The organism is Leeuwenhoekiella sp. ZYFB001, assembly GCF_011784865.1.
GTDB lineage: Bacteria > Bacteroidota > Bacteroidia > Flavobacteriales > Flavobacteriaceae > Leeuwenhoekiella > Leeuwenhoekiella palythoae.
Map to the genome: position 1 here is coordinate 679,479 of NZ_CP050460.1, position 25,526 is coordinate 705,004.

The 25,526-nt window shown below is 42.7% G+C and carries 23 protein-coding genes; 16 read left to right on the forward strand and 7 right to left on the reverse strand.

The window, feature by feature from the left end; all coding sequences use genetic code 11:
- Positions 1–4 precede the first annotated feature (4 nt).
- The 3 genes from bglX to HCN54_RS02895 all read left to right on the forward strand — a co-directional run bounded on the left by bglX (position 5) and on the right by HCN54_RS02895 (position 4,715).
- Positions 5–2,284, forward strand: coding sequence for a beta-glucosidase BglX (gene bglX, locus HCN54_RS02885; protein ID WP_167596444.1), 2,280 nt, complete (start codon positions 5–7; stop codon positions 2,282–2,284).
- Positions 2,284–3,048 (forward strand): family 16 glycosylhydrolase, encoded by a 765-nt coding sequence (locus tag HCN54_RS02890; RefSeq protein WP_167596445.1) that lies wholly within the window; start codon positions 2,284–2,286, stop codon positions 3,046–3,048. Before bglX ends, HCN54_RS02890 begins: the two co-directional genes overlap by 1 nt.
- 107 nt (positions 3,049–3,155) lie before the next feature.
- Positions 3,156–4,715, forward strand: a complete 1,560-nt coding sequence (locus tag HCN54_RS02895) for an NAD(P)/FAD-dependent oxidoreductase (protein ID WP_167596446.1) — start codon at positions 3,156–3,158, stop codon at positions 4,713–4,715.
- 61 nt (positions 4,716–4,776) lie between these two features.
- Here HCN54_RS02895 and HCN54_RS02900 read toward each other — a convergent pair whose 3' ends face one another.
- Positions 4,777–4,974 (reverse strand): hypothetical protein, encoded by a 198-nt coding sequence (locus tag HCN54_RS02900; RefSeq protein ID WP_167596447.1) that lies wholly within the window; start codon positions 4,972–4,974, stop codon positions 4,777–4,779.
- A gap of 187 nt (positions 4,975–5,161) precedes the next feature.
- A complete protein-coding gene (locus HCN54_RS02905) occupies positions 5,162–5,578 on the reverse strand; it encodes a hypothetical protein (RefSeq protein WP_167596448.1) in 417 nt (138 codons plus the stop codon).
- A gap of 305 nt (positions 5,579–5,883) precedes the next feature.
- On the opposite strand from HCN54_RS02905, the gene HCN54_RS02910 reads away from it, so the two are divergent.
- The 10 genes from HCN54_RS02910 to HCN54_RS02955 all read left to right on the forward strand — a co-directional run bounded on the left by HCN54_RS02910 (position 5,884) and on the right by HCN54_RS02955 (position 18,912).
- Complete coding sequence (locus HCN54_RS02910; protein WP_167596449.1) at positions 5,884–7,275, forward strand: glycoside hydrolase family 28 protein; 1,392 nt, start codon at positions 5,884–5,886, stop codon at positions 7,273–7,275.
- Between the two features lie 380 nt (positions 7,276–7,655).
- Entirely contained in the window at positions 7,656–9,296 is a 1,641-nt protein-coding gene (locus HCN54_RS02915) for a TldD/PmbA family protein (RefSeq protein ID WP_167596450.1), read from the forward strand.
- Positions 9,297–9,327: 31 nt separating this feature from the next.
- Positions 9,328–10,644, forward strand: a complete 1,317-nt coding sequence (locus tag HCN54_RS02920) for a TldD/PmbA family protein (RefSeq protein ID WP_167596451.1) — start codon at positions 9,328–9,330, stop codon at positions 10,642–10,644.
- Between the two features lie 117 nt (positions 10,645–10,761).
- Positions 10,762–11,382 (forward strand): DUF4159 domain-containing protein, encoded by a 621-nt coding sequence (locus HCN54_RS02925; RefSeq protein WP_167598824.1) that lies wholly within the window; start codon positions 10,762–10,764, stop codon positions 11,380–11,382.
- A gap of 9 nt (positions 11,383–11,391) precedes the next feature.
- Positions 11,392–12,384 carry an AAA family ATPase gene (locus HCN54_RS02930; protein ID WP_167596452.1) on the forward strand — a complete coding sequence of 331 codons (993 nt, stop codon included), beginning with the start codon at positions 11,392–11,394 and terminating at the stop codon, positions 12,382–12,384.
- A 6-nt stretch (positions 12,385–12,390) separates the two neighbouring features.
- Positions 12,391–13,287 (forward strand): DUF58 domain-containing protein, encoded by an 897-nt coding sequence (locus HCN54_RS02935; protein ID WP_167596453.1) that lies wholly within the window; start codon positions 12,391–12,393, stop codon positions 13,285–13,287.
- A 1-nt stretch (position 13,288) separates the two neighbouring features.
- On the forward strand, positions 13,289–14,521 hold the full coding sequence (locus tag HCN54_RS02940; protein WP_167596454.1) for a BatA domain-containing protein: 1,233 nt from the start codon (positions 13,289–13,291) through the stop codon (positions 14,519–14,521).
- The gene (locus HCN54_RS02945) at positions 14,518–16,743 is read left to right on the forward strand and encodes a tryptophan-rich sensory protein (RefSeq protein ID WP_167596455.1); all 2,226 of its coding nucleotides are present in this window, start codon (positions 14,518–14,520) and stop codon (positions 16,741–16,743) included. Before HCN54_RS02940 ends, HCN54_RS02945 begins: the two co-directional genes overlap by 4 nt.
- Positions 16,736–18,475, forward strand: coding sequence for a hypothetical protein (locus HCN54_RS02950; protein ID WP_167596456.1), 1,740 nt, complete (start codon positions 16,736–16,738; stop codon positions 18,473–18,475). The genes HCN54_RS02945 and HCN54_RS02950 overlap by 8 nt, the downstream gene beginning before the upstream one ends.
- Positions 18,476–18,612: 137 nt before the next feature.
- A complete protein-coding gene (locus tag HCN54_RS02955; protein ID WP_167596457.1) occupies positions 18,613–18,912 on the forward strand; it encodes a hypothetical protein in 300 nt (99 codons plus the stop codon).
- Between the two features lie 120 nt (positions 18,913–19,032).
- On the opposite strand, the gene HCN54_RS02960 is transcribed toward HCN54_RS02955, so the two are convergent.
- Positions 19,033–19,665 carry a nitroreductase family protein gene (locus tag HCN54_RS02960; protein ID WP_072984642.1) on the reverse strand — a complete coding sequence of 211 codons (633 nt, stop codon included), beginning with the start codon at positions 19,663–19,665 and terminating at the stop codon, positions 19,033–19,035.
- A 93-nt stretch (positions 19,666–19,758) separates the two neighbouring features.
- Here HCN54_RS02960 and HCN54_RS02965 point away from each other — a divergent pair, with 93 nt between their 5' ends.
- Genes HCN54_RS02965 through HCN54_RS02975 form a run of 3 tightly spaced genes read left to right on the forward strand, consistent with a single transcriptional unit; the run spans position 19,759 to position 22,535 of the window.
- Complete coding sequence (locus HCN54_RS02965; RefSeq protein ID WP_167596458.1) at positions 19,759–20,118, forward strand: winged helix-turn-helix transcriptional regulator; 360 nt, start codon at positions 19,759–19,761, stop codon at positions 20,116–20,118.
- Entirely contained in the window at positions 20,115–20,531 is a 417-nt protein-coding gene (locus HCN54_RS02970) for a Fur family transcriptional regulator (protein WP_167596459.1), read from the forward strand. Before HCN54_RS02965 ends, HCN54_RS02970 begins: the two co-directional genes overlap by 4 nt.
- A 42-nt stretch (positions 20,532–20,573) precedes the next feature.
- Positions 20,574–22,535, forward strand: a complete 1,962-nt coding sequence (locus HCN54_RS02975) for a heavy metal translocating P-type ATPase (protein WP_167596460.1) — start codon at positions 20,574–20,576, stop codon at positions 22,533–22,535.
- Positions 22,536–22,537: 2 nt separating this feature from the next.
- Here the strand turns inward: HCN54_RS02975 and HCN54_RS02980 are convergent, their stop codons facing one another.
- Genes HCN54_RS02980 through HCN54_RS02995 form a run of 4 tightly spaced genes read right to left on the reverse strand, consistent with a single transcriptional unit; the run spans position 22,538 to position 25,414 of the window.
- Positions 22,538–23,197 carry a hypothetical protein gene (locus HCN54_RS02980; RefSeq protein ID WP_167596461.1) on the reverse strand — a complete coding sequence of 220 codons (660 nt, stop codon included), beginning with the start codon at positions 23,195–23,197 and terminating at the stop codon, positions 22,538–22,540.
- Positions 23,194–24,027 carry an ABC transporter permease gene (locus HCN54_RS02985; protein WP_167596462.1) on the reverse strand — a complete coding sequence of 278 codons (834 nt, stop codon included), beginning with the start codon at positions 24,025–24,027 and terminating at the stop codon, positions 23,194–23,196. The genes HCN54_RS02980 and HCN54_RS02985 overlap by 4 nt, the downstream gene beginning before the upstream one ends.
- A complete protein-coding gene (locus tag HCN54_RS02990) occupies positions 24,024–24,875 on the reverse strand; it encodes an ABC transporter ATP-binding protein (protein ID WP_167596463.1) in 852 nt (283 codons plus the stop codon). Before HCN54_RS02990 ends, HCN54_RS02985 begins: the two co-directional genes overlap by 4 nt.
- On the reverse strand, positions 24,869–25,414 hold the full coding sequence (locus tag HCN54_RS02995; RefSeq protein ID WP_167596464.1) for a hypothetical protein: 546 nt from the start codon (positions 25,412–25,414) through the stop codon (positions 24,869–24,871). Before HCN54_RS02995 ends, HCN54_RS02990 begins: the two co-directional genes overlap by 7 nt.
- Positions 25,415–25,526 lie beyond the last annotated feature (112 nt).

Genomic DNA, 25,526 nt, shown 5'->3' on the forward strand with positions numbered 1-25,526 from the left:
AACGATGAAACAGTTCAAAATTGTATTGATCGCAGTTTTCGCGCCGTTCTTTACGTCAGAAGCCCAAACCAAGGGAATCAACGACTTAGATCCTGTGGTTGAGCACAAAATTGATTCGATTTTAGAATTGATGACGGTAAAGGAAAAGGTTGGGCAAATGGTGCAGTACAACGGAAGCTTTGATGTAACCGGTGCGCCATCTGATATCGACTCCAAAACTAAGCTTCAAAAACTTAAGAATGGCGAAGTAGGTTCTATGCTGAATGTACTCACTGCTGAAGCTACCCGCGATGCACAACAGGTGGTGATGGAAAACTCAAGACTGAAGATTCCGTTGCTTTTTGGCTATGATGTGATTCACGGCTATAAAACCATGTTTCCGGTGCCTTTAGGAGAAAGCGCAAGCTGGGATCTCGACGCGATGAAATTAAGTGCAAGTATCGCCGCTAAAGAAACAGCCGCGGCCGGAGTGCACTGGACTTTCGCACCGATGATCGATGTGTCTCGCGATGCACGCTGGGGCCGTATTATGGAAGGTGCCGGTGAAGATCCTTATCTCAATGCGGTGATTGGTGTGGCTCGCATTAAAGGTTTTCAAGGCAGCGATTTGGCAGATGTTGCCACCATTGCCGCTTGTGCAAAACATTTTGCAGGTTATGGCTTTGCCGAAGCAGGTAGAGATTACAATACCGTGCACGTTGGAAATTCTGAGTTGCAAAACGCGATTTTGATGCCATTTAAAGCCGCTGCCGAAGCTGGTGTGGCAACCTTTATGAATTCGTTCAATGAGATCGATGGGGTGCCTTCAACAGCATCAACCTACTTGCAGCGAGATATTTTAAAAGGCGGTTGGGATTATAAAGGTTTTATGGTTTCAGACTGGGGTTCTATTGCTGAGTTGATTCCGCATGGCTATGCTGAAGATAAAATGCAGGCGGGCAAATTGGCCGTGATCGCCGGTAGTGATATGGATATGGAAGGCCGTGTGTATGAAGAAGCACTTGAGCCTTTGGTGAATGAGAATACTATTGACGAAGCCCTTCTAGATGATGCGGTACGACGTATTTTAAGAGTGAAATTTCATCTGGGACTTTTTGAAGATCCGTATAAATACAGTGATGCACAACGCGAACAAGAAGTATTACTTGCAGAAGCGCACCTTGAAGCTGCCCGAGATATAGCACGTAAATCCATCGTCTTGCTCAAAAATGAAAATTCGGTTTTACCATTGAGTAAAGCGTTAGAAAGTATTGCCGTGATCGGTCCGTTGGCAGACGATAAAGATTCCCCATTAGGAAACTGGCGCGCTCAGGCTGATAAGAATTCCGCGGTTTCTGTTTTAGAAGGAATTCAAAAAGCTGTAGGTAACGAGGTTCAAATCAATTATGCTAAAGGTGCCGATTTAGGAATGGGAGAACGTAGTTTCTTGATGCCGCTAGAAATCAATGACACCGATACTTCCGGCTTTGCTAAAGCTATTGAAGCCGCCAAGAAGTCTGAAGTGGTTGTTATGGTACTGGGTGAAGATGCTTTTCAAACCGGTGAAGGCCGTAGTCAAACCGGGATTCAATTGCGCGGTGTACAGCAGGAATTGCTTGATGAGGTCGTTAAAGTGAATCCTAATGTGGTTTTGGTATTGATGAATGGCCGTCCGTTAGATATTAGTAAACCTAACGAACAAGTTTCGGCGATCGTAGAAACCTGGTTTTTAGGTTCGCAAGCGGGTAATGCCATTGCAGATGTACTTTTTGGAACCTATAATCCGTCAGGGAAATTACCGGTTTCTTTTCCACGAAATGTAGGTCAAGAACCTTTATACTACAATCAAAAGAACACAGGAAGACCTGCGAGCGATATGGTTACGTATTCGGGTTATCAAGACAGTTCGCGTGAAGCCTTGTTTCCTTTTGGTTTTGGGTTGAGCTATACGACCTTTGAATATGGAGCGATCAGCCTAAGCACAAGTGAATTTTCAGGCGATGAAAAACTAGAGGTTACTATAGAATTAACCAATACAGGAGCTGTTGCCGGTAAAGAAACGGTACAGCTGTATCTTAGAGATTTGGTTGCAAGCCGCACGCGCCCTGTAAAAGAGTTACGTGACTTTAAACAGGTAAGCTTAAAGCCCGGAGAAACCAAAAAAGTGACGTTTGAAATTTCAGCAAAAACTTTAGAATTCTATACTGCTAATAACACTTGGGAAGCGGAATCAGGAAGCTTCAACGTGATGTTGGGAAGCAATTCAAGAGATCTAAAAGAAGCAAGCTTTCAATATAAAAAGTAATGAAAAAAATTCTAGTCTTTATCGCAATAATCAGTTTCGGTGTTCACGCACAAGAGCGTGAATTGGTATGGTCTGATGAGTTTAACGGCGATGCCTTAGACCTCACCTCGTGGAATTTTGAACTCGGTGACGGTTGCCCTAATCTTTGTGGTTGGGGAAATAACGAGCGCCAGCTGTATACCAAAGAAAATCACCGTCTTGAAGACGGCAAGTTGATTATTACCGCAAAAAAGGAAGGAGATCGTTACACTTCAACCCGCATAACCACACAGGGTAAACACGAATTTCAGTATGGAAGAATGGAAGCGCGTGCAAAGGTAGCGCTGGGACAGGGGATCTGGCCTGCATTCTGGATGCTGGGAAGCGATATCAAAGAAGTTGGTTGGCCGGCTTGCGGTGAGATCGATATTCTGGAATATGTGGGTAGAGAAGAAGATATGGTGTACACTACCTTGCACGTTCCTGTGGGACACGGCGATTCTGCTTTCAGTAAAAAAACGAAGTTTGAAGACATTGAAGAGGGCTATCACATTTATGCAGCAGAATGGTCACCGGAGCAAATTGAGTTTTTTGTAGACGATCAATCGGTCTTTGTGTATAGTCCCGAAGATAAGACCAAAGCAGTTTGGCCGTTTGACCAGCCTTTTTACTTCATTATTAATCTGGCCATCGGCGGAAACTTCGGAGGTCCTGAAGTTGATGATAGCATCTTTCCGCAGGAATATGCGATAGATTATGTACGGGTATACCAGTTAAAACCTTAGTTTAGTTTCATAAATACGTTGTTTGTTTTAAGGTCTTGTGTGATGCGCAAGGCCTTTTTTTATCGAAGCACATGAGATGATCTAAATAGCAAGTATATTTGCAGTCTATGAGTACACTTACCTCAATTACGATTAGACCAGAGCTGCTGGAAAATCGAGAATACATTCTTCAGCAAGCTTTAGGGAAAACAAAGATCAAAGCGGTATCTGTGACCGATTGGCGCATTAGAAAGCGCTCTATTGATGCTAGAAATAAGCCCATAAAATTACAATTGCAGATTGAAATTTGGCAGCAAGGCGAACGACGCGAACCTTTGAATCGTTTTGTGCCGAAAGAGGTAAGTAATGCACCAAAGATTGCCATTATAGGCGCCGGTCCGGCCGGATTGTATGCTGCTTTGCGCGCTATTGAAGCTGGCTTGAGGCCCATTGTTTTTGAACGTGGAAAAGATGTGCGCGAGCGCCGAAGAGATTTAGCAAAGATCAATAAAGACCAGCTTGTAAATCCGGAATCTAATTATTGTTTTGGGGAAGGAGGCGCCGGAACTTATTCTGACGGAAAATTATATACCCGTTCAAAAAAGCGCGGAAATGTTCTTAAAGGTTTAGAATGGTTGGTGCATTTTGGCGCTGACGAAGATATTTTGGTAGATGCACACCCGCATATTGGAACTAACAAATTACCGAAAGTGATTTCCGCAATGCGGGAAGCGATCATTGCTGCCGGTGGAGAAGTACATTTTAATGCAAAGCTTACGGATCTTCATATTGAAAATAAGGTCTTAAAAAGCATTGTGATCAATGAAGAAAAGCAATATGCTTTTGATGAGGTGGTTCTAGCGACCGGGCATTCAGCTCGAGATATTTTCTATTTATTGCATGAGAAAGGTGTGAAGATCGAAGCCAAACCTTTTGCGCTTGGTGTACGGGCAGAACATCAGCAGGAAGTGATCAATTATATTCAGTATCACGGGGAAACTGACAATCCGTACTTGCCGCCTGCCGCTTACAGTCTGGTGGAGCAGGTGGATGGGATGGGTGTGTATTCATTTTGTATGTGCCCCGGTGGGATCATTGCGCCTTGTGCAACCCAACAGGAAGAAGTGGTGACTAACGGCTGGAGTCCCAGTAAACGCAATAATCCGTACGCCAATTCTGGAATTGTGGTAAGTGTAGCACCTGAAGATTTACCTAATTATACTCCAGACGATCCTTTTGTTAGCTTGAATTTTCAGAAGGAAGTGGAACGTGCCTGCTGGATTGCGGGTGGGAAAACACAACAAGTTCCGGCTCAACGTATGACTGATTTTGTAAACGGAAGACTAAGTAATGACTTTCCGAAGACTTCCTATCAACCGGGAATTGTAAGTGCCGACTTAAATAAAGTGCTTCCAAAATTGATAGCAAACCGACTCAAGAAAGCGTTTGTGCTGTTTAATAAGAAAATGCCGGGATATCTTTCAAAAGATGCCGTATTACACGCCCCTGAAAGTCGTACTTCGTCTCCGATTTCTATTTCTAGAAATCCGGAAACTTTAGAACATATTGAAGTTAAAGGATTGTATCCGTGTGGAGAAGGAGCAGGCTATGCCGGCGGAATTATGTCTGCAGCCATCGACGGGATTAATTGCGTAGATGCGATCGCTAAAAAATACCAATTAGCATAAAAGAACAAAGCCTTGCTTCCGCAAGGCTTTGTATGTTTTAAAAGCTGAAAAACAGACTTGATTATTCAGCTTCTGGAGTAGTAACAGCAGCGCTGTCAACTACAACTTCAGCAGGAGCTTCAACAGGAGCTTCAGGAGTTACTTCCTCCATTGAAGTTTCTTGCATAGACTCATCAGTAGTTGCTTCTGCAGACTCTCTACAAGAAGAAACAGTGATCATTAAACTCAGTGCGAAACCAGCTAAAATATTGCGTTTCATAGAATGTGATTTATTGCGTTAAAAATGCGAGCGAATGTAATTTAAATTCTAATTCGTGCAACAAAATCAGATACTATTTTTAAAAAAAATAATCATTTTTTTAGCGGTGTATTTTTAATTTTAATTACCTGATAATTAAATTATTGAGTTGTTTTTATTCTTTTGAATACGCAATAAAATACCCTTACTAAGCATACACATTCGCTAATGACGAAATTCTGGACGCCAAAATCTCATCACGAGAAGCATTTTCGGTAAAATTTGCTTTTAGTTTTTTAAATTCTAATAGGGTATAATTACGCACTATTTGTTCTAAAATAAGTCCTCTCGATTTTCTAAAATGCGCCAAGTTGATGCGCAAGGTATCAGGGTTCGTGGTTAAGGTGATTTTATCGCGCTTTAAAACATTCCAATACGTATGTATGATCAAATTCTCTTGGGTTGAGGTATTGATGTGATGCAATAATTGCTGAGTCAATTGTGCATCGTCATTATCTAAATGCTCTAAAAGATGTTTTTGAAAAAACGAACTGTTGATGACTTGAGCTGCGCGGCGCACCGCACTATCTACTAGACTGTTTTTTCCTTGATAAACTAAATTCATTTGGGTTAGGCTTAGGTTTAAAATTCTTGTTGGTTGCTGTGGTTAAACGAATTACAACGTTTTCTAAAGCTAAAAATTTGTACGCGCAATAAGACATTATATATGAGAGTTTTAGTTGAAATGATAAAATATTCGTTGTAATCAATGTGAAGTGTAAGGTATTCTGAAAGTTTAAGGTTCATCGCCTCTGCTAACGTATTAATGTATTCGACTTGAGACGAGGTCGTTTACAATCTTCGAAGTACAGGTAAGAACAGGATAAATGGAAGCGTGTAGATACGTACTTTTCCAACAAACTTTTAATTATGAAGCTCTTAAAATTCACACTAATTGTAACACTCCTCATCAGTTTGTTCGCTTGTAAAAATCAAAAGGAAATTAAAACTTCCGCAGAAAATTTCTTAACTGTCGATACGCTGAATGTCACGGCTCCTTTTGGCAACTACAACATACAAACTCCGGATTTTAAGAATGCGCCGCAATTTTTAATCACCGACTTTGGTGCAAAGCAGACTGATCAAGACAAAACTTCAAAGGCTATCGCTACTGCCATAGACAGTGCGCACGCGCGTAATGGTGGAACGGTGGTCATTCCAAAAGGGGAGTGGCTTACTTCAAAAATTCATTTTAAGAGTCACGTAAATCTACATTTAGAAGAAGGAGCAACATTGCTCTTTTCAGAAAATCCACAAGATTATTTACCTGCGGTGCTGAGCACTTGGGAAGGGATGGAATGCTACAATTACTCCCCATTGATTTATGCTTACGATTGTGAAAATGTTGCCATCACTGGTAAAGGCAAGCTAAAGGCCAAAATGGATACCTGGAAAGTATGGTTCGCACGTCCATCTGGTCATATGCAAAACCTGAAGCAGCTTTATGAGATGGCCTCTAAGAATGTGCCGGTAGAAGAGCGACAGATGGTTAATGATTCGGCTAATTTCAGACCGCAATTCATTCAGTTTAATCGCTGTAAAAAAGTACTTTTAGAAGGTATTTCGATAGAAAACAGTCCGTTTTGGGTGATTCATCCCTACCTATCTTCTGATGTAGTCATCAGAAATGTAAATGTGTATGCGCACGGTCATAACAATGATGGAGTGGATCCTGAAATGAGTCAAAATGTACTTATTGAAGACTGTGTTTTTGATCAGGGCGATGATGCCATCGCAGTTAAAGCAGGCCGTAATCAAGATGCATGGCGTCTCAACACTCCGGTAAAAAATGTGGTTGTACGTAATTGTCTGGTTAAAAACGGGCACCAGTTGTTAGCCATAGGGAGCGAACTTTCTGGCGGGGTTGAAAATATTTATATGGAAAATTGTGAAGTTGAACCCAATGCAAAACTCAATCATTTACTCTTTATAAAGACTAATGAGCGCCGTGGTGGTTATGTGAAGAATATTTATATGGAAAATATCAAAGCTGGAAGAATCGATAAGGGCGTGCTGGGTATCGAGACCGATGTGCTGTACCAGTGGCGTGATCTTGTACCTACCTACGAGCGCCGTTTGACGCAGATTGAACAAATACATATGAAAAATATCAAAGCCGAAAATGTTGATTTTGTCTCGCGCATTTTGGGTGAAGCAGAATTGCCGGTGCGAGATGTTCAATTAACTACTGTAGAGGTTGATTCTATTCGGGATACTGAAACGATTCATCAAAATGTTGAAAATTTTAAACGTACGGAATAAAACTAGTTGCGTTGCTTAGCGTTTATAGAGCTAACCAAGCCCGAATTTTCATTCGGGCTTTTTTATTGGTTTAGGTAAATGTCAATTTGGTAAAACCAAAAACCTATAATTTCCAACTTCTTATTTAATGACGCTTAAATTGCGAATTGTGCAGAAACATTAGCACATTCCTAAAACGTCTGCTTCTTTTTGTTAAAATTTTAAGTTTTTAAGCTTTTTTTAAGATATTGAGAAAATTATATCAATTAGTTTAGGGCTCGTCTCTCACTTGATTTACAGAAGATTTACTGATTTTGAATCTTGCTTTTTTAGCAGAATTTTAAAGGTTTAGGCTTTAGTGGTGGGATATAGTTCATTAATCAAAAACTCAAACCGTTTTTATGAAAAGAAGAAATTTTGTGCAATTAGCAGGATTGGGAGCGGGAGCGTTGATGGTGCCTTCAGCAATGATGGGAAACAACATCGCCGCCGAAGCATTATTAGAACCTGGTCTTGATATTGCTACCAAAAAATCACTGGCCGATGTGGCGCTAAACACCGCACGCTCCCTCGGCGCTTCGTATGCCGATGCGCGTATAGGTCGCTATCTTAATCAATATGTCTTTACCCGCGAGGATAAAGTGCAGAATGTAGTAAATACTGAATCTTTTGGTATTGGGGTACGCGTGATCGCTAATGGAACTTGGGGCTTTGCATCAACTAACGATGTAACTGATGCGGGAATCAAAAAAGCCACACAACAAGCAGTTTCTATAGCAAAGGCAAATTCAAAAATCCAAACGGAGCCGGTAACGCTTGCTCCTGTAGAAGCACACGGTGAAATAAGCTGGAAAACACCAATCGTAAAAGATTTTAGAGAAGTTCCGGTTTCTGAGAAAGTAGAGTTGCTACTCGATGCAAATGCAGCGGCAATGAACGCAGGAGCCAACTTTGTGAATTCGGCCTTGTTTATGGTTAATGAGCAAAAGTATTTTGCGTCTACTGACGGTTCTTATATCGATCAGGATATTCACCGCATCTGGCCCACCTTTGGCGTTACAGCCATAGACCGCGAGGCGGGGAAATTCAAGTCTCGTGATGCGCTCAGCGCACCGATGGGAATGGGATATGAATATATGGATGGATTGGATAGCGAAAAGCTGAAAAGTCCTGCCGGATTCAATCTGTATCGCAACAGCTATGATATCATAGAAGATGCAACAACAGCTGCAAAGCAGGCTAAAGAAATGCTTACTGCTGAGTCTGTAATGCCTGGTAAATATGATTTGGTTTTAGAACCCAATCACCTTGGCTTGACCATTCACGAGTCGGTAGGCCACCCACTGGAGCTTGATCGAGTATTGGGTTACGAAGCCAATTATGCAGGAACCAGTTTTGCTACCTTAGATAAATGGAAAGCCGGTGACTTTAAATACGGTAGCGATATTGTAAACATCGTAGCCGATAAAACCCAACCGCATTCTCTTGGTGCCGTAGGTTATGATGATGAAGGTGTGAAGACCAAGAAATGGGATTTGATCCGTAATGGAACGCTGGTGAATTATGAAGCGATTCGTGATCAGGTAAGCATTTTAGGCCAGAATGAATCCCACGGATGTTGTTATGCACAGAGCTGGAATGACGTTCAGTTTCAGCGTATGCCTAACGTTTCACTCGAGCCGGGCAAAGAACCGTATTCAGTAGAAGAAATGATCAAAGACGTAGAAAAAGGAATCTACATCGCAGGGCGCGGTAGTTATTCTATAGACCAACAGCGCTATAACTTCCAGTTTGGGGGTACGGTATTCTACGAGATAAAAGATGGTAAAATTGTAGGCATGTTGAATGACGTAGCCTATCAATCAAACACACAAGAATTCTGGAATTCGTGTGCAAAGATCTGTGACGAGAAGGATTACCGATTATTCGGTTCGTTCTTTGACGGAAAAGGACAACCCTCTCAGGTAAGTGCTGTTTCTCACGGAAGTTCAACGGCGCGTTTTAACGGTGCTAATGTTATCAACACAGGCAGATCGGTCTAACTCTTTTATCTAACATTTAATACAAAGTACAATGGCAATATATACTGAAGAAGAAGCACGAGCGATCTTAGAGAAGGCGATGAGCTTTTCTAAGGCCGATGCGTGTGTAATGAATCTAGGCGGAAGCGAAAGCGGAAATATCCGTTACGCGCGAAACACCGTTTCTACCGCCGGCCACCAGTCTAACCAAAGCTTGGCTGTGGAGTCGAGTTTCGGAAAGAAATCGGGAACAGCAACCATAGACGAATTTGACGATGAATCTCTAGAAAAAGTAGTGCGTCGCTCAGAAGAATTGGCGCAGCTTTCACCGGAAAACCCGGAATATATGGAACCTCTAGGTCCGCAAACCTATGACAAATCAATTACCTATGTAGATGCTACAGCGAATGTAACCCCCGAATATCGAGCGGAGGTTGCTGCAAACAGCATCAAGCCGGCCGCTGAGCAGGATGTGACGGCTGCCGGATTCTTAGACGATGGCGCTGGCTTTAGCGCGATGCTCAATTCCAACGGATTGTTCGCTTACAACAAATCGACCAATGTTGATTTTACGGTGACGATGCGTACCAATGATGGTACTGGTTCAGGATGGGTGACACGAGATTATAACGATATTACCAAGTTTGATGCAGAAGAAGCATCGGCGATTGCAATAGATAAAGCGGTGATGTCTCGTGAGGCGAGAGCCATCGAGCCGGGGCGTTATACAGTGATCTTAGAACCTGCTGCAGCAAGTGATCTGTTAGGAAGATTCCGTGGCGCGTTCAACGCACGTACTGCTGATGAAGGCCGAAGCTTTATGTCTAAAGAAGGTGGAGGAACTAAATTGGGAGAGAAAATTGTTGATGAGCGCGTGAATATTTGGTCAGATCCTTTGCATCCTGACGTGCCTGCTTCTACCTGGAGCGGCGATGGTTTACCACGCAAAAAAACACAATGGATAGAAAACGGAGTCGTTAAAAATCTAGCTTACGACCGTTATTGGGCATCACAACAAGGCGTTGAGCCAGTTCCATTCGCGGCTAATATGATTATGGAAGGTGGCGATACCTCTTTTGACGAAATGATCAAAAGCACAAAACGCGGAATCTTAGTGACGCGTTTCTGGTACATTCGTTCGGTTGACCCGCAAACGCTCTTGTTTACAGGACTAACCCGCGACGGAACTTTTTATATCGAAAATGGACAGATAAAATATCCGGTGAAGAATTTCCGATTTAATGAGAGTCCGATCATTATGCTCAACAACCTTGAAGCTTTGGGCAAACAGGTACGCGTAAATGGGAACCTTCTTCCGTATATGAAGGTCAGAGACTTTACGTTTACCAGCCTGTCAGACGCGGTTTAAACAAAAAAATAATTAGAAACTGGTTACTTCTTAAGTAGCCAGTTTTTCTTTTTCTTTAATATGTATTGAAGTTTGGCTTTCGCCAAAAATAGAAATAGCAAACCCCTTGAACTTCCGTTGAATACCGAATTTTTCTTCACACGATTGCAATACGAGTCGGGCGACTGGGATGTAGACCAGCGTATGCCCTCCAACTTGCTCAACTCGCTTGTGGAATACACTACGCTTAAGATCAGTACTACCGAAAATATCATCTCGCTAAGCAGTGATGCGATTTTTGAATGTCCGTTTTGCTATATCTCGGGGCATAAACTGGTGCAGTTTACACCCAAAGAGCGCGAGAATTTTGAGAAGTATGTGCGCAATGGCGGTTTTGTATTTGCAGACGATTGCAATCACGATATCGACGGACTCTTTGCAAAATCTTTTGAGCGGCAGATGGAGGAGATTTTCGGTCTAGACGAACTCAAAAAAATCCCTAACGATCACGAACTCTATTCTTCCTTCTTTGAATTTGAAGACGGTCCGCCGGCAACCTCACAAGAGTTGAACGGCTGGGGAGATGATCTGGTGCACGAGTACTTAAAAGCTATTGAGATCAATGGGCGCATCGGGGTGCTGTATAGCAACAAAGACTACGGCTGCGAGTGGGATTACGACTTTAGGAACAAGCGATTTTATAGAATTGACAATACACGATTTGGGGTGAACATCGTTATGTATGCCCTGACCTCATAAATTAAATGTATGGATAACAACTTGGTGAAAATCGAGCAAGAAGTAAATAGCCTTACGGCGAAAATCAAACAGCTCAAACAAGAAATTGGCAAGATCATCATTGGGCAGGAAGAAACGGTCGAGCAGTTGCTGATCACTTTTCTTGCAGGAGGTCACGCCTTGCTGGAAGGGGTTCCCGGGCTGGCAAAAACATTGATGATACGAACTTTGGCGCAAGCCATAGATCTGAAATTTAAACGTATTCAGTTTACGCCAGATTTGATGCCCAGCGACATCATAGGAACCGAAATTCTCGAGGAGGATCAAACCACAGGGAAGAAATTCTTTGAGTTCAACAAGGGACCTGTTTTCTCAAACATCATCCTTGCCGATGAGATCAACCGTACGCCGCCCAAAACACAGGCGGCCTTGCTCGAGGCTATGCAGGAATTTGAGGTGACCTATTCCGGGAAAACTTACGCGCTGGATAAGCCCTTCTTTATTCTCGCAACGCAAAACCCTATCGAACAATCAGGAACCTTTCCCTTGCCGGAAGCACAGCAAGATCGCTTCTTGCTCTACATCCGCATCGGCTATCCAACCGAAACTGAGGAAACCACGATTTTAAAAGCGACTACAAGTTCTAAAAAAGCAAAAGTAGAATCCGTGCTTAGCGGCGAAGAGATCATACGCTTACAGCAACTCGTGCGCGAAGTACCTATCAGTGACGAACTGATAAGCAAAGTGAGCAAGATCATCAGGGCAACCCGACCTGAAACTACAAGTGACGAATACGTTAAACAATGGGTGAGTTGGGGTGCAGGGCCACGTGCAGGCCAGGCGATGATCTTAACCGCAAAAGCCAGAGCGCTTTCCCAAGGCCGACTATCCGTGACTCCAGACGATTTGAAGTTTGTGGCTTTGCCGGTATTGCGCCATCGCGTAATCGTCAATTTTAAAGCGGAGACTGCAAATATCACGACAGATACGGTTACTCAAAAACTATTGGGAACCATTTTATAAATCAGGATGCAAACCAACTATCAAGAACTCCTCAAACCGGAAATCCTGCACGAAGTGTCAGGACTCAACCTGATCGCTAGGGTGGTTGTTGATGGCTATTTGCAAGGTTTGAATCGCAGTAAAAGTCTCGGCAGCGGTATGGAATTCAGTCAGTACCGCGGCTATGAGCCGGGAGATGATCTGCGTTTGCTAGACTGGAAAATGCTGGCGCGTTCCGGGCGTTATTACATCAAGCAATCAGAGATTGAATCTCAGGTTTCGGTGAAGTTTATTCTCGATGCGAGCAACTCGATGGCGCACAAGGAAGTCGAGCTGACCAAAATGGATTACGCACGGGTTTTGGTGGCTAGCCTTGCGTACCTCGCACATCAGCAGGGAGATGAGGTGGGCCTTTTCGCGTTAAGCGAAAAAAAACTGACCACCATTTATCCCAAAGCCAGCATTCAGCATTTTAACCGCTTGCTTCAGGAATTACTCACGGTGGAAACCACCGGAACCTGGCCGATGAGTGCGATAAGTAATGAGCGTTTGCACGAGCGTGGCCGTAAAGAACTTATCTTTTTTATTACCGATATGTATGAGCATAGCGACGAACTTTCAGCATTTATAAAAGCTTTGAAAACGTCGAGGAATGAAGTAACGGTGTTACAAATTATGGGGCAGGACGAAGTGAATTTTGATTATAAAGGGACAGTGACTTTTGAAGATCTGGAGACCGGGAGCAAATTGAAGGTTTCGGCAAAGGAGGCCAAGAAGCACTATCTGGAAACCCTGCAAAATAAACTCAAACAAACGGAAGAATTGTTACTGAATCAGGGCATCAGCCATCAAGTATTTACGATGGGCGAACCGCTGGGAGAAACCCTGAACTTGTTCCTCAAAAAACGCATAAATCTCGTTTAATATGTTTTTTGCCAATCCGATGTATTTATGGGCTTTACTGGGACTCGCCGTTCCTGTAGCCATACATCTATGGAGCAAAGACGAGGGCAGAACCATCAAGGTAGGCAGCATTGCCAACCTCAAAGAATCTGAAAACACTCAAACGAGAACCCTGCACCTTAATGAATGGCTGTTGCTGTTGTTACGAATGCTGGCGATCGCTTTGTTGGTGTTTATTTTTGCCGAACCTTTCGCTAAAATAAAAACCAGAAATCAGGATTTGGTGTATCTGGTTGAGCCGGAATTATTAAAGATTGACACGTTCAAAACTTCCATGGATAGTCTTTCGGAAAGCAAAACGGTGAAGTTATTTCAACAAGATTTTCCGGAGTATAATGCAGCTGATTCGGTGAAAACCGCTGCGACCAACTATTGGCAGTTAGCACAGGATTTTGAGAAACTAAAAGCCGATAGTTTAGTGGTTTTTTCACAATCGCTTGCAAAAGGTTTTAAAGGGAAACGCCCTGAAATTACCGAAAATGTAAACTGGGTTACCATTGATTCCTCTCAAACCACAGCAGGTGTTGTTGCCTTGACCCAATTGCAAGATTCGATAGAAGTGCTTGAGATTAAAAGCGCGAAGAACCAGCTACGCTTTAAAAAGTCTGTTAGTGAAGCTGCAGCTGTACAAAACCTGGACACGGATCTCGAGATTCAAGTGGTAGACACGCTTCAGGTTTACGCGTTCGCGGAAGATAGCCTGCAAACCGACCTCAAATTCCTAAAAAACGGTTTTGAAGCTTTATCTGCGTATTTAAAGCGCCCGATTACAATCACCAATGTTGCTCCGAATGAGACACCTCAAGATGGGATTTTAATTTGGCTCAGCCCAAAGGACATGCCTGAGTTTTCGGGTACGCTACTCGATTATCAGCCGGATGCGTTCGCTTCTGAATTGATCGTAAAAAACAGCACCCATTTTTCTCTGACCCAAAACCTCACCCGTAAAAATGTGGTCGAACAACATCTTGCAGAACACTTGCTACCATTGCTAAACCTACATCTCAAGCTGGATGAAGCGGTTCAAAAATACGACCGTCGCGTGCTGGCCGATGTATTTGCTGCACCCTTACGCATAGAACGAGAACAAGAATTAAACCAAGCCTCAAGCATCCCGCTGACCCACTGGTTTTGGTTGGCCTTGCTTATCCTCTTGATTGTTGAACGTTTGTTATCCCGAATTCGAAAACAATGAGCAATCCAGGAAAACATAGCGTGATGCGATTTAAACAGCGTTGGCAAAGTCAATTATGGTTATTGGTATTACTACTGGCGTTGCTTCCGGCGGTGCTATTATTTGTATTGACCAAGGGCATTGTGGCCAGCCTGTTGCTTTTTGTGGTTTTAGCAACGGTAGGTTTCTTGCTGTACAAACCTCTGACGCTGGGAATTTCAAAAGTAATTGCATACATCGATGGGAACATTCATCATTCTGAGTACAGTGTAGGATTGGTATTTCAGCCTACAGAAGAATTGAGCAGTTTAGGTCAGATTCAGCGGTACCGCACCGAGCAGAAACTGGCAAACGAACTCAAAGCCTTAAAACCGCCTATAGATTTTAAACGTTTCGGTTTGTTACTTTTTGGAGTTCTGGTTGCTACATTTGTTCTGAGTTTTGTATTAAACTGGAATGACAGTCTTTTTGAGGACAACATTATCCAGCTGGAAAACGAAATGGTCATCCGCGCAGTAGATTCCGCGGAAGCGAAAATAATTCCGCCTAAAATTATCAAACAAGCGGTCACTGTGCGTTATCCTTCATACACCGGTATTGCCGCACGTACGAGCGAACAAATGGATATCAAAGCGCTTGAGGGTTCTCAAATCATCTGGACTTTGACATTTGACCAGTCGGTTGATTCTGTTTTTATGGAAAGTCAATCGGCGCAGTATGCGATGAAAACCAACGGAAAAACCTATCAAAGAACACAGCAATTAACGACCTCCGGGTTTTACAGTTTCCGCTTTGTGGATACTTTGGGCAATGCTTACGTTTCTGATTTGCACAGCATCGACACTTTGGTTGATGCGCCGCCGCAGGTAGATATTTTAAATCTAGATCAGTTTACTTCGTTTGAACCGAGCGGTGAAAAACGTATTGCTTTTGACATCCAGATCATCGACGATTATGGCATCGGAGCTGCCTATATCGTGGCGACGGTGAGCCGTGGCTCGGGAGAATCGGTGAAGTTTCGGGAGGAGCAGATAGCTTTTAATTCCACTATTGCGAAAGGAAGCAAGCAGCAATCCCTTTCGCAACAGCTAAATCTGGATCAGCTTAAAATGGAGCCGGGTGATGAACTTTATTTCTATGTACACGCGCAGGATTTAAAAACGCCGAAGCCCAATGTAGCGCGTAGCGAAACCTATTTTGCGGTGATTAAAGACACGACCGCATATGAGTATGTCGAAGCCGGAGGAATGGGAGTTGATCTACTTCCGGATTATTTTAGAAGTCAGCGTCAACTTATTATTGATACCGAAAAACTGCTTAAAAACAAACCGAATTTAAGTACCAAAGAATTCAATTCGACCAGTAACGAACTCGCTTTTGACCAGAAAAGTCTGCGTTTAAAATATGGCGAATTTATGGGCGATGAGGCCGAAGGCGGTCTTGCCGCGCAAACTGAAGATCTCGGGATAATAAGCGAAGAGGATGCTGACCCACTTGCTGAATATTCCCATCGACATGACAGTTCCAACGAGCATAATCTGGTGGAAGAGGAGCACGAACACGAGCACGAAGGCGAAGAAACAGAGGAGGAAGATCCGCTGGAGAAATACGTACACAACCACAGCGACCCTGAAGAATCGACCTTGTTTGCAAAATCCTTAAAGCAGAAGTTGCGCGAGGGGCTCAACATAATGTGGGATGCAGAATTGCACCTGAGAATGTTTGAGCCCGAAAAATCCCTACCGTATCAAAATGAGGCGTTGAAATTGATTCAGGAAATCAAGAACAGTTCGCGTATTTATGTACACCGCATCGGTTTTGATCCGCCGCCCATCAAGGAAGATAAACGCCTGACCGGCGAGTTGAAAGAAGTTGCAAGCACCACAAAACAGGAGGATTTGGAGCAAGGCGCCCGTTTTGAAGCGATTCAAAAGGCCATTTCAAGAATAGAAGAATTGATTGCGTTTCAAGTGAAATTAACTCCGGAAGATCAGCAATTGTTTGAAGACGCAGGCAACGAACTTGCAGCATTAGCTATTGAGCAGCCTGGGAATTATCTGGAAACCCTACAGCAACTCAATTGGATCTCGCAAAACCTGGATACCGATATCAAAACCTTGAAAGAACTACAAAACGGATTGCTCAAAGCCTTACCCGCCGAAGAAGCAAAACCCAATACCCAAAATGCCAAATTTTCTAAACTGGATGCCGTGCTGGTGAAAAATCTGGATGCCGATGAGTGAGTTGACCTCTGTACATAGCGCCTATTGGATTCCGGTATTGATTGGGGCGGTAATGTTATTCGCTGTTTTTGTTGCGAAAGAATGGCCGCGCAGAAGCAGCAGTTTTGTGTGGCGTCTGGCAGCCGGATTGGTAGCCGTTTTGGCATTGCTGGCCATTGCTTTAAAACCGGCACACTTGACCTCAGTGGAGGGAAAGCAAGGTGTTTTATTGACTTCAGGATATCAGGAAGCACAATTGGATAGTTTGCGGAAAACGAATCCGGAGTTAAAAGAGTTGGTGTATCAAGATCATATTGACCGGGACGAACTGGATTCGATCTCTCAACTTTTTATTCTGGGAAGTGGAATTAAACCGTATGATTTCTGGCAGTTAGAAGGAAGAAATGTAAAATTTCTAAAGAAAGAAATCCCCAATGGCATCGATCAATTAAGCTATTCAAAAACACTTTCAGAAGGAGAAGAACTAAACATTACGGCCCATTACTCAAAACCAAAACGCGGAAATCAAATCGTATTGCAAGCTCCGGGAAATCTGGGATTGGATTCGATTCAAGTTACGGCTACAGCAGATACGGTGTTTTCGCTTCAAGCGAAAGTAAAAGCGCCCGGAGATTTTGTATACAGTTTAGTTGAGAAGGATTCTTTGGGAAGGCTTTTGAACAACGAAGCTTTACCTGTACACATAAATCCGGAAAAGCAGTTGAGCGTTGTGATGCTTTCAGCATTTCCTTCTTTTGATTTCAAGTATCTAAAAAATTACCTGGCGGAATTGAACCATCAGGTTTTGGTGCGCAGTCAGTTGACGCAAGGTCGTTATAAGTACGAGTACTTCAATCAAGAACGGAAGCCTTTTAATGCGTTGAGTACTTCCGGTTTGAAAGATTTAGATTTGGTGATTCTCGATGCGGGAGCTTGGCAATCCCTTTCGCGAAACGAACAAAACAGCATCAAAGATGCGGTAGCACAGGAAGGCCTTGGAGTGTTTGTGATGCCTAGCGAAGAGCTATTTTATGGCAGTCAGCCCTTAATCGATTTTAAATTCACCCGAACCGCACAGAGAGAAGTAGAGCTACAAGATGGGACTGTGGTTTCTACATTTGGATACTATATGAATTCTGCGGCCAATTTTAATGCGACGCTAAAGGCAGCAAATCAAATCTTAGCTGGGCAACGCTTTATCGGCTTTGGAAGTGTCAGCACCACGGTGTTGTCAAATACCTACGCTTTGCAGTTAAAAGGAAATCAAGAGCGGTATAAATCCCTGTGGAGCGAGATATTAAAATCGGTGCTCAAACCGGAAAGCGATATGATTTTCTGGGAAGAAACAGAACAAATTGTTAGGCCTCATGAACCCTACACTATAAAGTTTCGAACTGCGGTTTCAGAATTCACCCTGACCGATACAGATGGGAATTCCATTCCTGTCATACAAGATCCAGACATCCCCGAGTTATGGTTAGCCACATTTTATCCCGAAGAAACCGGTTGGTTTACCTTAAGATTTTCCACAGGAGATACGGTTTCAGAATATGCATATTATGTGTTTGCCGAAGTGGATTGGAAAGCTAGAGCAGCGCAGGGGCTCACCAAAGCCAATCAGGACTTTTTTAGAAAAGGAGATGCTGAAGTAGAAGAACTTCAGGTAAAACGTCCTATCAATCCAATATACTTTTTTATTCTCTTTGTGCTGGCTATGGGCTATTTATGGTTAGAGCCAAAGCTGGAGCGCTAAATTCTAATACGATTTCTTAAAATTCAGCTTTAATGCTAATAAAATTTAGAAAGCCTTAGTATATGATGCTAAAGTACTTTTAATCTTTTGCTGGTGAGTGCTAATGCTTTGTAAATTAGAATTATAAATTTTGGACGATGAAAACTTTACTAAGCATATTCAGCATAATCACACTAAGTTTAAGCACCGCGATACTTCCGGTGAATGATGATCCTAGCACCCAACAACTCACCTTTGATGGCTATGAAGGCGGCTACTATTTTTTCTCAGACGAAACTTATCAAGCCGTAGTTCTGGAAAGTGATTCAGAACTTGTGATGGACCTAAAAAATAATGATGCGGTAGGTGAGCAATTTGAGGTAGCTTACGAACCTAAGGCACAAACTGAGACTTCTTCAAGTCAAGGTACCATTGAAAGCATTAAAAAAATTAAATAATTTATTTTGATTCCCCCCAACGAGAAAGTCCGGATTGTGAATCCGGACTTTTTTTATGGCTACACTTTTCGGAAGATTATATCCTGAAAAAATTAGTGTAGAATGTTTCGGGCTGTATGCTTATTTAATTTCGGTGATGAAATCCTCTTTAGGCGTACGCACTTTTTTCATATTCACTAACCAATCATTATCAGCATCGCGATAGCCCAAAGTGAGCAACAAGGTACTTTTATACCCAGAACCTTCCAATTCTAATAATTTATCTACTTCCGCAGGAACAAAACCTTCCATAGGCGTTGCATCAACTTTTTGTTCTGCCGCAGCAGCGATAGCCATCGCAAAAGAGATATAACTTTGTTTTGAAGCGTGATCTGCCTGCCACTCTTTACCCAATGGTTCGTACAAACTCATAATATTTTGCTTGTAATCATCCATAGTTTCGTGAGGTAAGCCGCGCTGATCCATCGTATAATTAAATACTGCGCTCACACGCTCATTGGTATAACCATCCCAAGCAGCAAAAACCAATAAATGCGAGCAATCAGTAACCTGACTTTGATTCCACGCAACATTTTTGATTTTTTCAAGCAATTCTTTGTTGGTAATCACAAACACTTTATAAGGCTGTAGTCCTGAAGAAGAAGGTGCTAAACGGGCAGCTTCTAAAATATAATCCAGTTTTTCCTGAGGTACTTCTGCGCCATTCATGCTTTTAGCTGCATAACGCCATTTTAGATCGTCTAATAAACTCATATGCTAGTATAATTTTTGAGCAAAATTAGCAAAGGGAGGTTACATAAAGTAACTTTGTAACAAAATAGCTAGTAACATTAGAGTAACCGGGTTATGTGTGAGGATGAATTAAATTGTAAAGAAAAAATTAGAGCCATTCACGATACGATGGATGTCCTGAGCGGCAAATGGAAAGTTTCAATTATTGCTTGCTTGTGTTATCAAGGTATGCGTTTTTCTGAATTACTCAGGGAGGTAGAGGGAATTTCCGGGCGTATGCTGAGTAGAGAACTCAAAGATCTGGAGATGAATAAACTCATTGAGCGTACCGTAGTTGACACTAAACCGGTAAGCGTGTTTTACAAAATTACAGACTATGGTGCTTCTCTAAAGGAACTCACCGATGTTATTGCCGAATGGGGCATAAAGCACCGCGCTCTGATCACTGAAGATTTTAAAAAGGTAACGCTGTGAAAGAGATCGAAAGTACATTGCAAAATAAAGGCATTCGGCCTACGGCGATGCGTATGCTGATCTATAAGTTTATGGCCGAAAAAAAATCGGCACAAGGCCTGTCAGATCTGGAGTTGGCGTTTACTAAAGCGGATCGCACCACGGTTTATCGCACGCTAAAAACTTTTGAAGAAAAAGGGGTAGTTCACCAGATTGACGACGGTACCGGCGTGCTCAAGTATGCGCTCTGTGAACCCGGCTGTCGGTGCGATATTGAGCGTGATCTGCACCTGCATTTTCATTGTAACTCCTGTGATAAAACCATTTGTCTAACCGAACATAAAATTCCGCATATCAATTTACCTGATGGTTTTATTGCCGAAGATGCTAATCTGGTGGTCAAAGGTATTTGCGACAGCTGCAGCACCTATTAAAATGCACTTCTGTTGCACGGCTTTTTTAGTGAACTTTCCATTATGAAAGAACACACGCATACTTCAGAGCACCACGTTGAAGAGGGGTGCTGCGCAAAACATAGCACATCAGGCACTTCTGAACAGCATCATCACGGTACGCTAGCGTTTAAAAACTATGGACCAGGACTTTTTAGTTTTTTGATGCTGGCTTCAGGAATGTTGCTAGACCATTTTGAAGCATCTTTTTTCAAAGGTACGTGGCGCTTGATTTGGTATATTATTGCCTATATCCCGGTGGGGATTCCCGTACTTCAAGACAGTTGGGAGAATATTAAAAAGGGTTCGGTCTTTACTGAATTTCTTTTGATGAGCATTGCAACGCTGGGTGCTTTTATCTTAGGCGAATATCCCGAAGGTGTTACGGTAATGTTGTTTTATGCCGTGGGCGAATTGTTTCAGCACGCTGCGGTAGATAAGGCCAAGAACAACATCAAAGCCTTGTTAGATGTACGACCCAATGAAGCTATGGTTTTTAGAGAGGGGAAATTTGTTCCGACGGCTCCCGAAGATGTTAAAATAGGCGAACGCGTTCAGGTGCGCAAAGGTGAAAAAATACCTTTAGACGGAATTTTGCTAAGCGCGAAAGCTTCTCTAAATACGGCTGCATTAACAGGCGAAAGCAAACCGGATTCGGTTAAACAAGGAGAAACCGTCTATGCCGGAAGCATTAATCTCGATGAAGTTATCGAACTGGAAACTACTGCGATTTTTACAGAAAGTTCCATTGCGCGTATTCTGGAACTGGTACAGAACGCCACTGCTAGAAAGTCAAAAACCGAATTGTTCATCCGCAAGTTTGCTAAAGTCTACACGCCCATCGTCGCCTTTCTGGCCTTAGCATTAACCTTTTTACCTTACTTCTTTGTAGCCGATTATGTGTTTAAAGAATGGTTGTATCGTGCCTTGATCTTCTTAGTGATCTCGTGTCCTTGTGCTTTAGTGATCTCTATTCCGTTAGGGTATTTTGGAGGTTTAGGAGCAGCATCCCGTAACGGGATTTTATTTAAAGGGGCCTCTTTTCTTGATGCGATAACCAAAGTGAAGCTCGTGGTTACTGATAAAACGGGAACGCTCACGCAAGGAGTTTTCCGCATAACAACCATAACAACTGAAAACGGCTGGAGCGAAGCAGAATTTATGACTTATGTAAAGGCCTTAGAAGCACAATCGACGCATCCCATAGCTAAAGCGATACAGGAATATCAAGTAGAAAGTTCAAGCGTAGAAGTGCGCGAGGTTCAAGAGCATAGCGGTAAAGGCTTGCAAGCGTTGATCAACGGCAAAACGGTGCTTGCCGGTAATGCGGCTTTACTGAAAAGTCAGCATATCAAAGTTCCGCAAAGTCTTGAGGATATCGTAGAAACTCTGGTTCTCGTTGCCATTGACGGTGACTTCGCCGGTTACATTGTACTTGCCGATGAGCTAAAGCCTGATGCTAAAACAGCTATTCAAAAACTGAAGGAAGCCGGTGTACAGCAGACTGTGATGCTTTCGGGAGATAAAGATACCATAACCCAAAAGGTTGCTAAAAGTCTTGGAATTACCTGGGCAAAAGGCGGACTCCTACCCGAAGATAAACTGCGGGAGGTTGAGCAGTTGCAAAAAAAAGGAACTACTAAGGTAGCATTCATCGGCGATGGGATTAACGATGCGCCGGTTTTAGCAACTGCTGACGTGGGTATCGCTATGGGCGGTTTGGGAAGCGATGTGGCGATAGAGACCGCCGATGTGATTATTCAGACAGACGAACCTTCTAAGGTGGCGCAAGCGATGCGAATAGGCAAAGCTACTCGCAAAATTGTTTGGCAGAATATCGCGTTAGCCTTCGGTGTAAAAGCTGCGGTATTGATCCTTGGAGCAGGCGGACTCGCAACAATGTGGGAAGCGGTGTTTGCTGATGTGGGCGTGGCGTTTCTCGCGATTTTAAACGCGATTCGTTTACAGCATATGAAGTGGAACTAAGCTTAAGGCTGAAGATCGATCTGGTAATCGGTGATTTTTAGTTTTAAGACGCCGGTTTTAGTATCCATATTCCGCATGGTTTTGCGGTCAATTTTTGTGTCACTTCCCATAAAATTCAGTGGGATTTTAAGCTTTTCGATAGCAAATGCAACTTCCACATAATTGGGCAACACGGTCGATGCCTGATCATATTGCATCTTTAGTTTGTAAGTACCGTTCTTTTTGGTGGTGATCTCTGAAGCTGCGATGCGCTGCTGCTCTATATCTAAAAACAAGGTTGCCAGCGCCATATCTGAGTCGTCACCGGTAGGAATCACATTAAGCACTTTTACTTGGTTTCCGTCAAGGGTTTGCATCCCGCGATCTACAGTGATAAATGGATGTTCAAACAATTCAGAAAGCGTAAAATCAAGACCGCGTTTGGGTAAGATGACAAAATCATCACTCGAGAATTTCAGGTCTTTTCCACGTTGATATTCCATCGCAGCACGCTTGGTGGGCATATTGATAAACGGCGCTTCGAGATCCAACTGAAGCTTTGCCGAAAAAGTATTCACGGCGTCCATCTTTGCTTTTATAGCAAGTAAATCGGCATCTATTTCCTGAGCATTGCAGTTCAAGCCGAACAGTAAAAAAGCGATTAAATATAAGGGTTTTATCATCCTACATCTTGTTTAGTAAACAGGTACATTCCGCCAAGGGCGACTAAAAAAGTATAAATAGTCAACGCGATATTATCGATTAGAATCTCCTGTAATTGCAATTCGTAATCAAAAAAGCGCTGCCACGAATTGATGAGTTTTGCAAAGAAAAAACGTTCCATACTACCCAAACCGAAATCGGCTTTTAAAAGTAGCGAACTCAAAATAAGAAAGAATGCTGAGGCGATCCAGGTTTTTGCAGGTTCCTTCAACAGTATCCCAAGCGTAACGCTCACTGTGGTAAAAAAAAGCATACTCAAAGTTCCCGAAGCGAAGGCCATCAGGATGCGTTTAAATGCTTCTTCCGCAGGAAAAAAATTGAGGGTTCCCAAATACACCACCAGATCACCGCTACCAAAAATACCATAGGCGAGGAGGAAGGTACTCGCCATCAGCAACAGCAACATCAACAATGTGAAAATCGCCGAGGTAAGGTATTTAGCCAGCATTAACTTGCGCTTGCTTACGGCCTGAAGCATCAGTGTTTTTAATGTGCCGTTTTTATATTCTTCAGTGATGAGGGCCGAGCTGACGATCATTAAGATGAGTGGTAGATTAAACCACAGCGAGTTGAGAATGATGTAGAGCAGCAAATTTCCGTTTAAAAGTGTTCCCTCAAAATAGAAGGATTGGCGTAGATTGTCGAGTAATAATTCTAAGATCGTAGCCCCTTGAAAGTAGGCGGCGATAAGAATGATGAATTCGATAAGTAAGACCGCTGCGACCGCATACCAGGTTTTACTTTCTCTAAAAAGTTTAAATAATTCAGCTTTTAATAAGGGAATCATCATGCGTTAAGCGGAATTATAAGTTGTTCTAAAGAAATGTTGGGAACACAAGAATGTACCTCAAACCCTTCTTCTAAAGTGCTTCGGAGTACGGCTGAAACCGGAATATGTTCACAATTGATGGTCACCGTGTTTGTCTCGGCGTGCAGCACATAGGGTTGAAGACTTTGAGCTTTTTCAATAGCAGTTCCAGTGAGTGTATATACCGAAATAAGCGCGTTGAGCAGGTTTTGCGTAGGACCTTCATTAACGATTTTACCTTGATCAATCACATACAGATAATCGCAGGACTTTTGAAGTTCTGCCATCAGATGCGACGAAACCAAGATTGCGATGTTTTGTTGTGCAAGTGTTTTGATCAATTGAATTAGCGAAGCCACTCCCGTAGGATCCAAACCAGAAAAAGGTTCGTCTAAAATGAGTATATCAGGAGCGTTGAGTAAAGCGATGGCAATGCCCAGACGCTGCTTCATCCCCATCGAAAAGTTGCGCACAGGATCTTTACGATCTAGTGGAAGTCCCACTTGAGTTAAATAATTTTCCAGCGAAGTGCGATCTGCCGGAGCAGCTTGAATTTGAGCAAAAAGTTTGAGGTTTTCGTAAGCGTTGAGGTAGGTGTACAGTCCCGGTTCTTCAATCACAGCACCAATAGGTTTAGCTCTTTTAGAGTTATGCTGTACCGCTCCATCATCTGGTGTGATCAGGCCGCAAAGTATTTTAAAAAGTGTGGTTTTTCCGGCACCGTTGCGACCTAAGAGTCCGCTAATTTTTCCGGGTTCAAGAGAGATCGAAACCGCATCGAGCACCTTTCCTGATTTATAGGATTTGCTCAGCTTGATCGCATTTAGCATTCCGTCGTGATTTTTTGCTCGTTTCTAAATTCAAATTTTGGTTCGTAATATTTCTCTAAAAAGGTACGGGACCAAAAGTATTTTTTAAAAGGAAACAACGGATCCTGAATCATAAACTGCGGGATAAAGTGATACCATTTTATACCCGCTTGCGCATAATGCTGTTTGATCTCTGTTTCCATTCCTAATTCTTTAGCAGCGGCATATAACGCCATGCGTTGGCATTTACTGCCTTTGTAATGTTCTGCGATTTTAGGCGTAAACCCGTGCTGAAACAAGTGATCTTTGATGCGTTTGTAGTTTTGAAAACGCGACCAGACATCCATCGTCACCAGAAAAATATGAATGAAAGAAAACATCAGGCACCACAACCAGAACGCGATGATAAGTATTGTTTTTTCGGTATAGGCTTCTACAAATTTAGTATAGTAAAAAACCGTTTCCAGAATAAACAAAAACAACGCGCCATATAAGAGTTTGCCTACATTCCAATAGGAAACAAAGGCGCTGGGTTGTTTGGGTAAATCACTAAAGTGCATGAATAAACGGGCTGAGTGCTACAAGTATACGCATTTACAGGTTTTGATAACAAGAAAGGCTTAGGATTAACTGTATTTTTTAGAAAAATACAGTTTAACCTGACGGAATTAA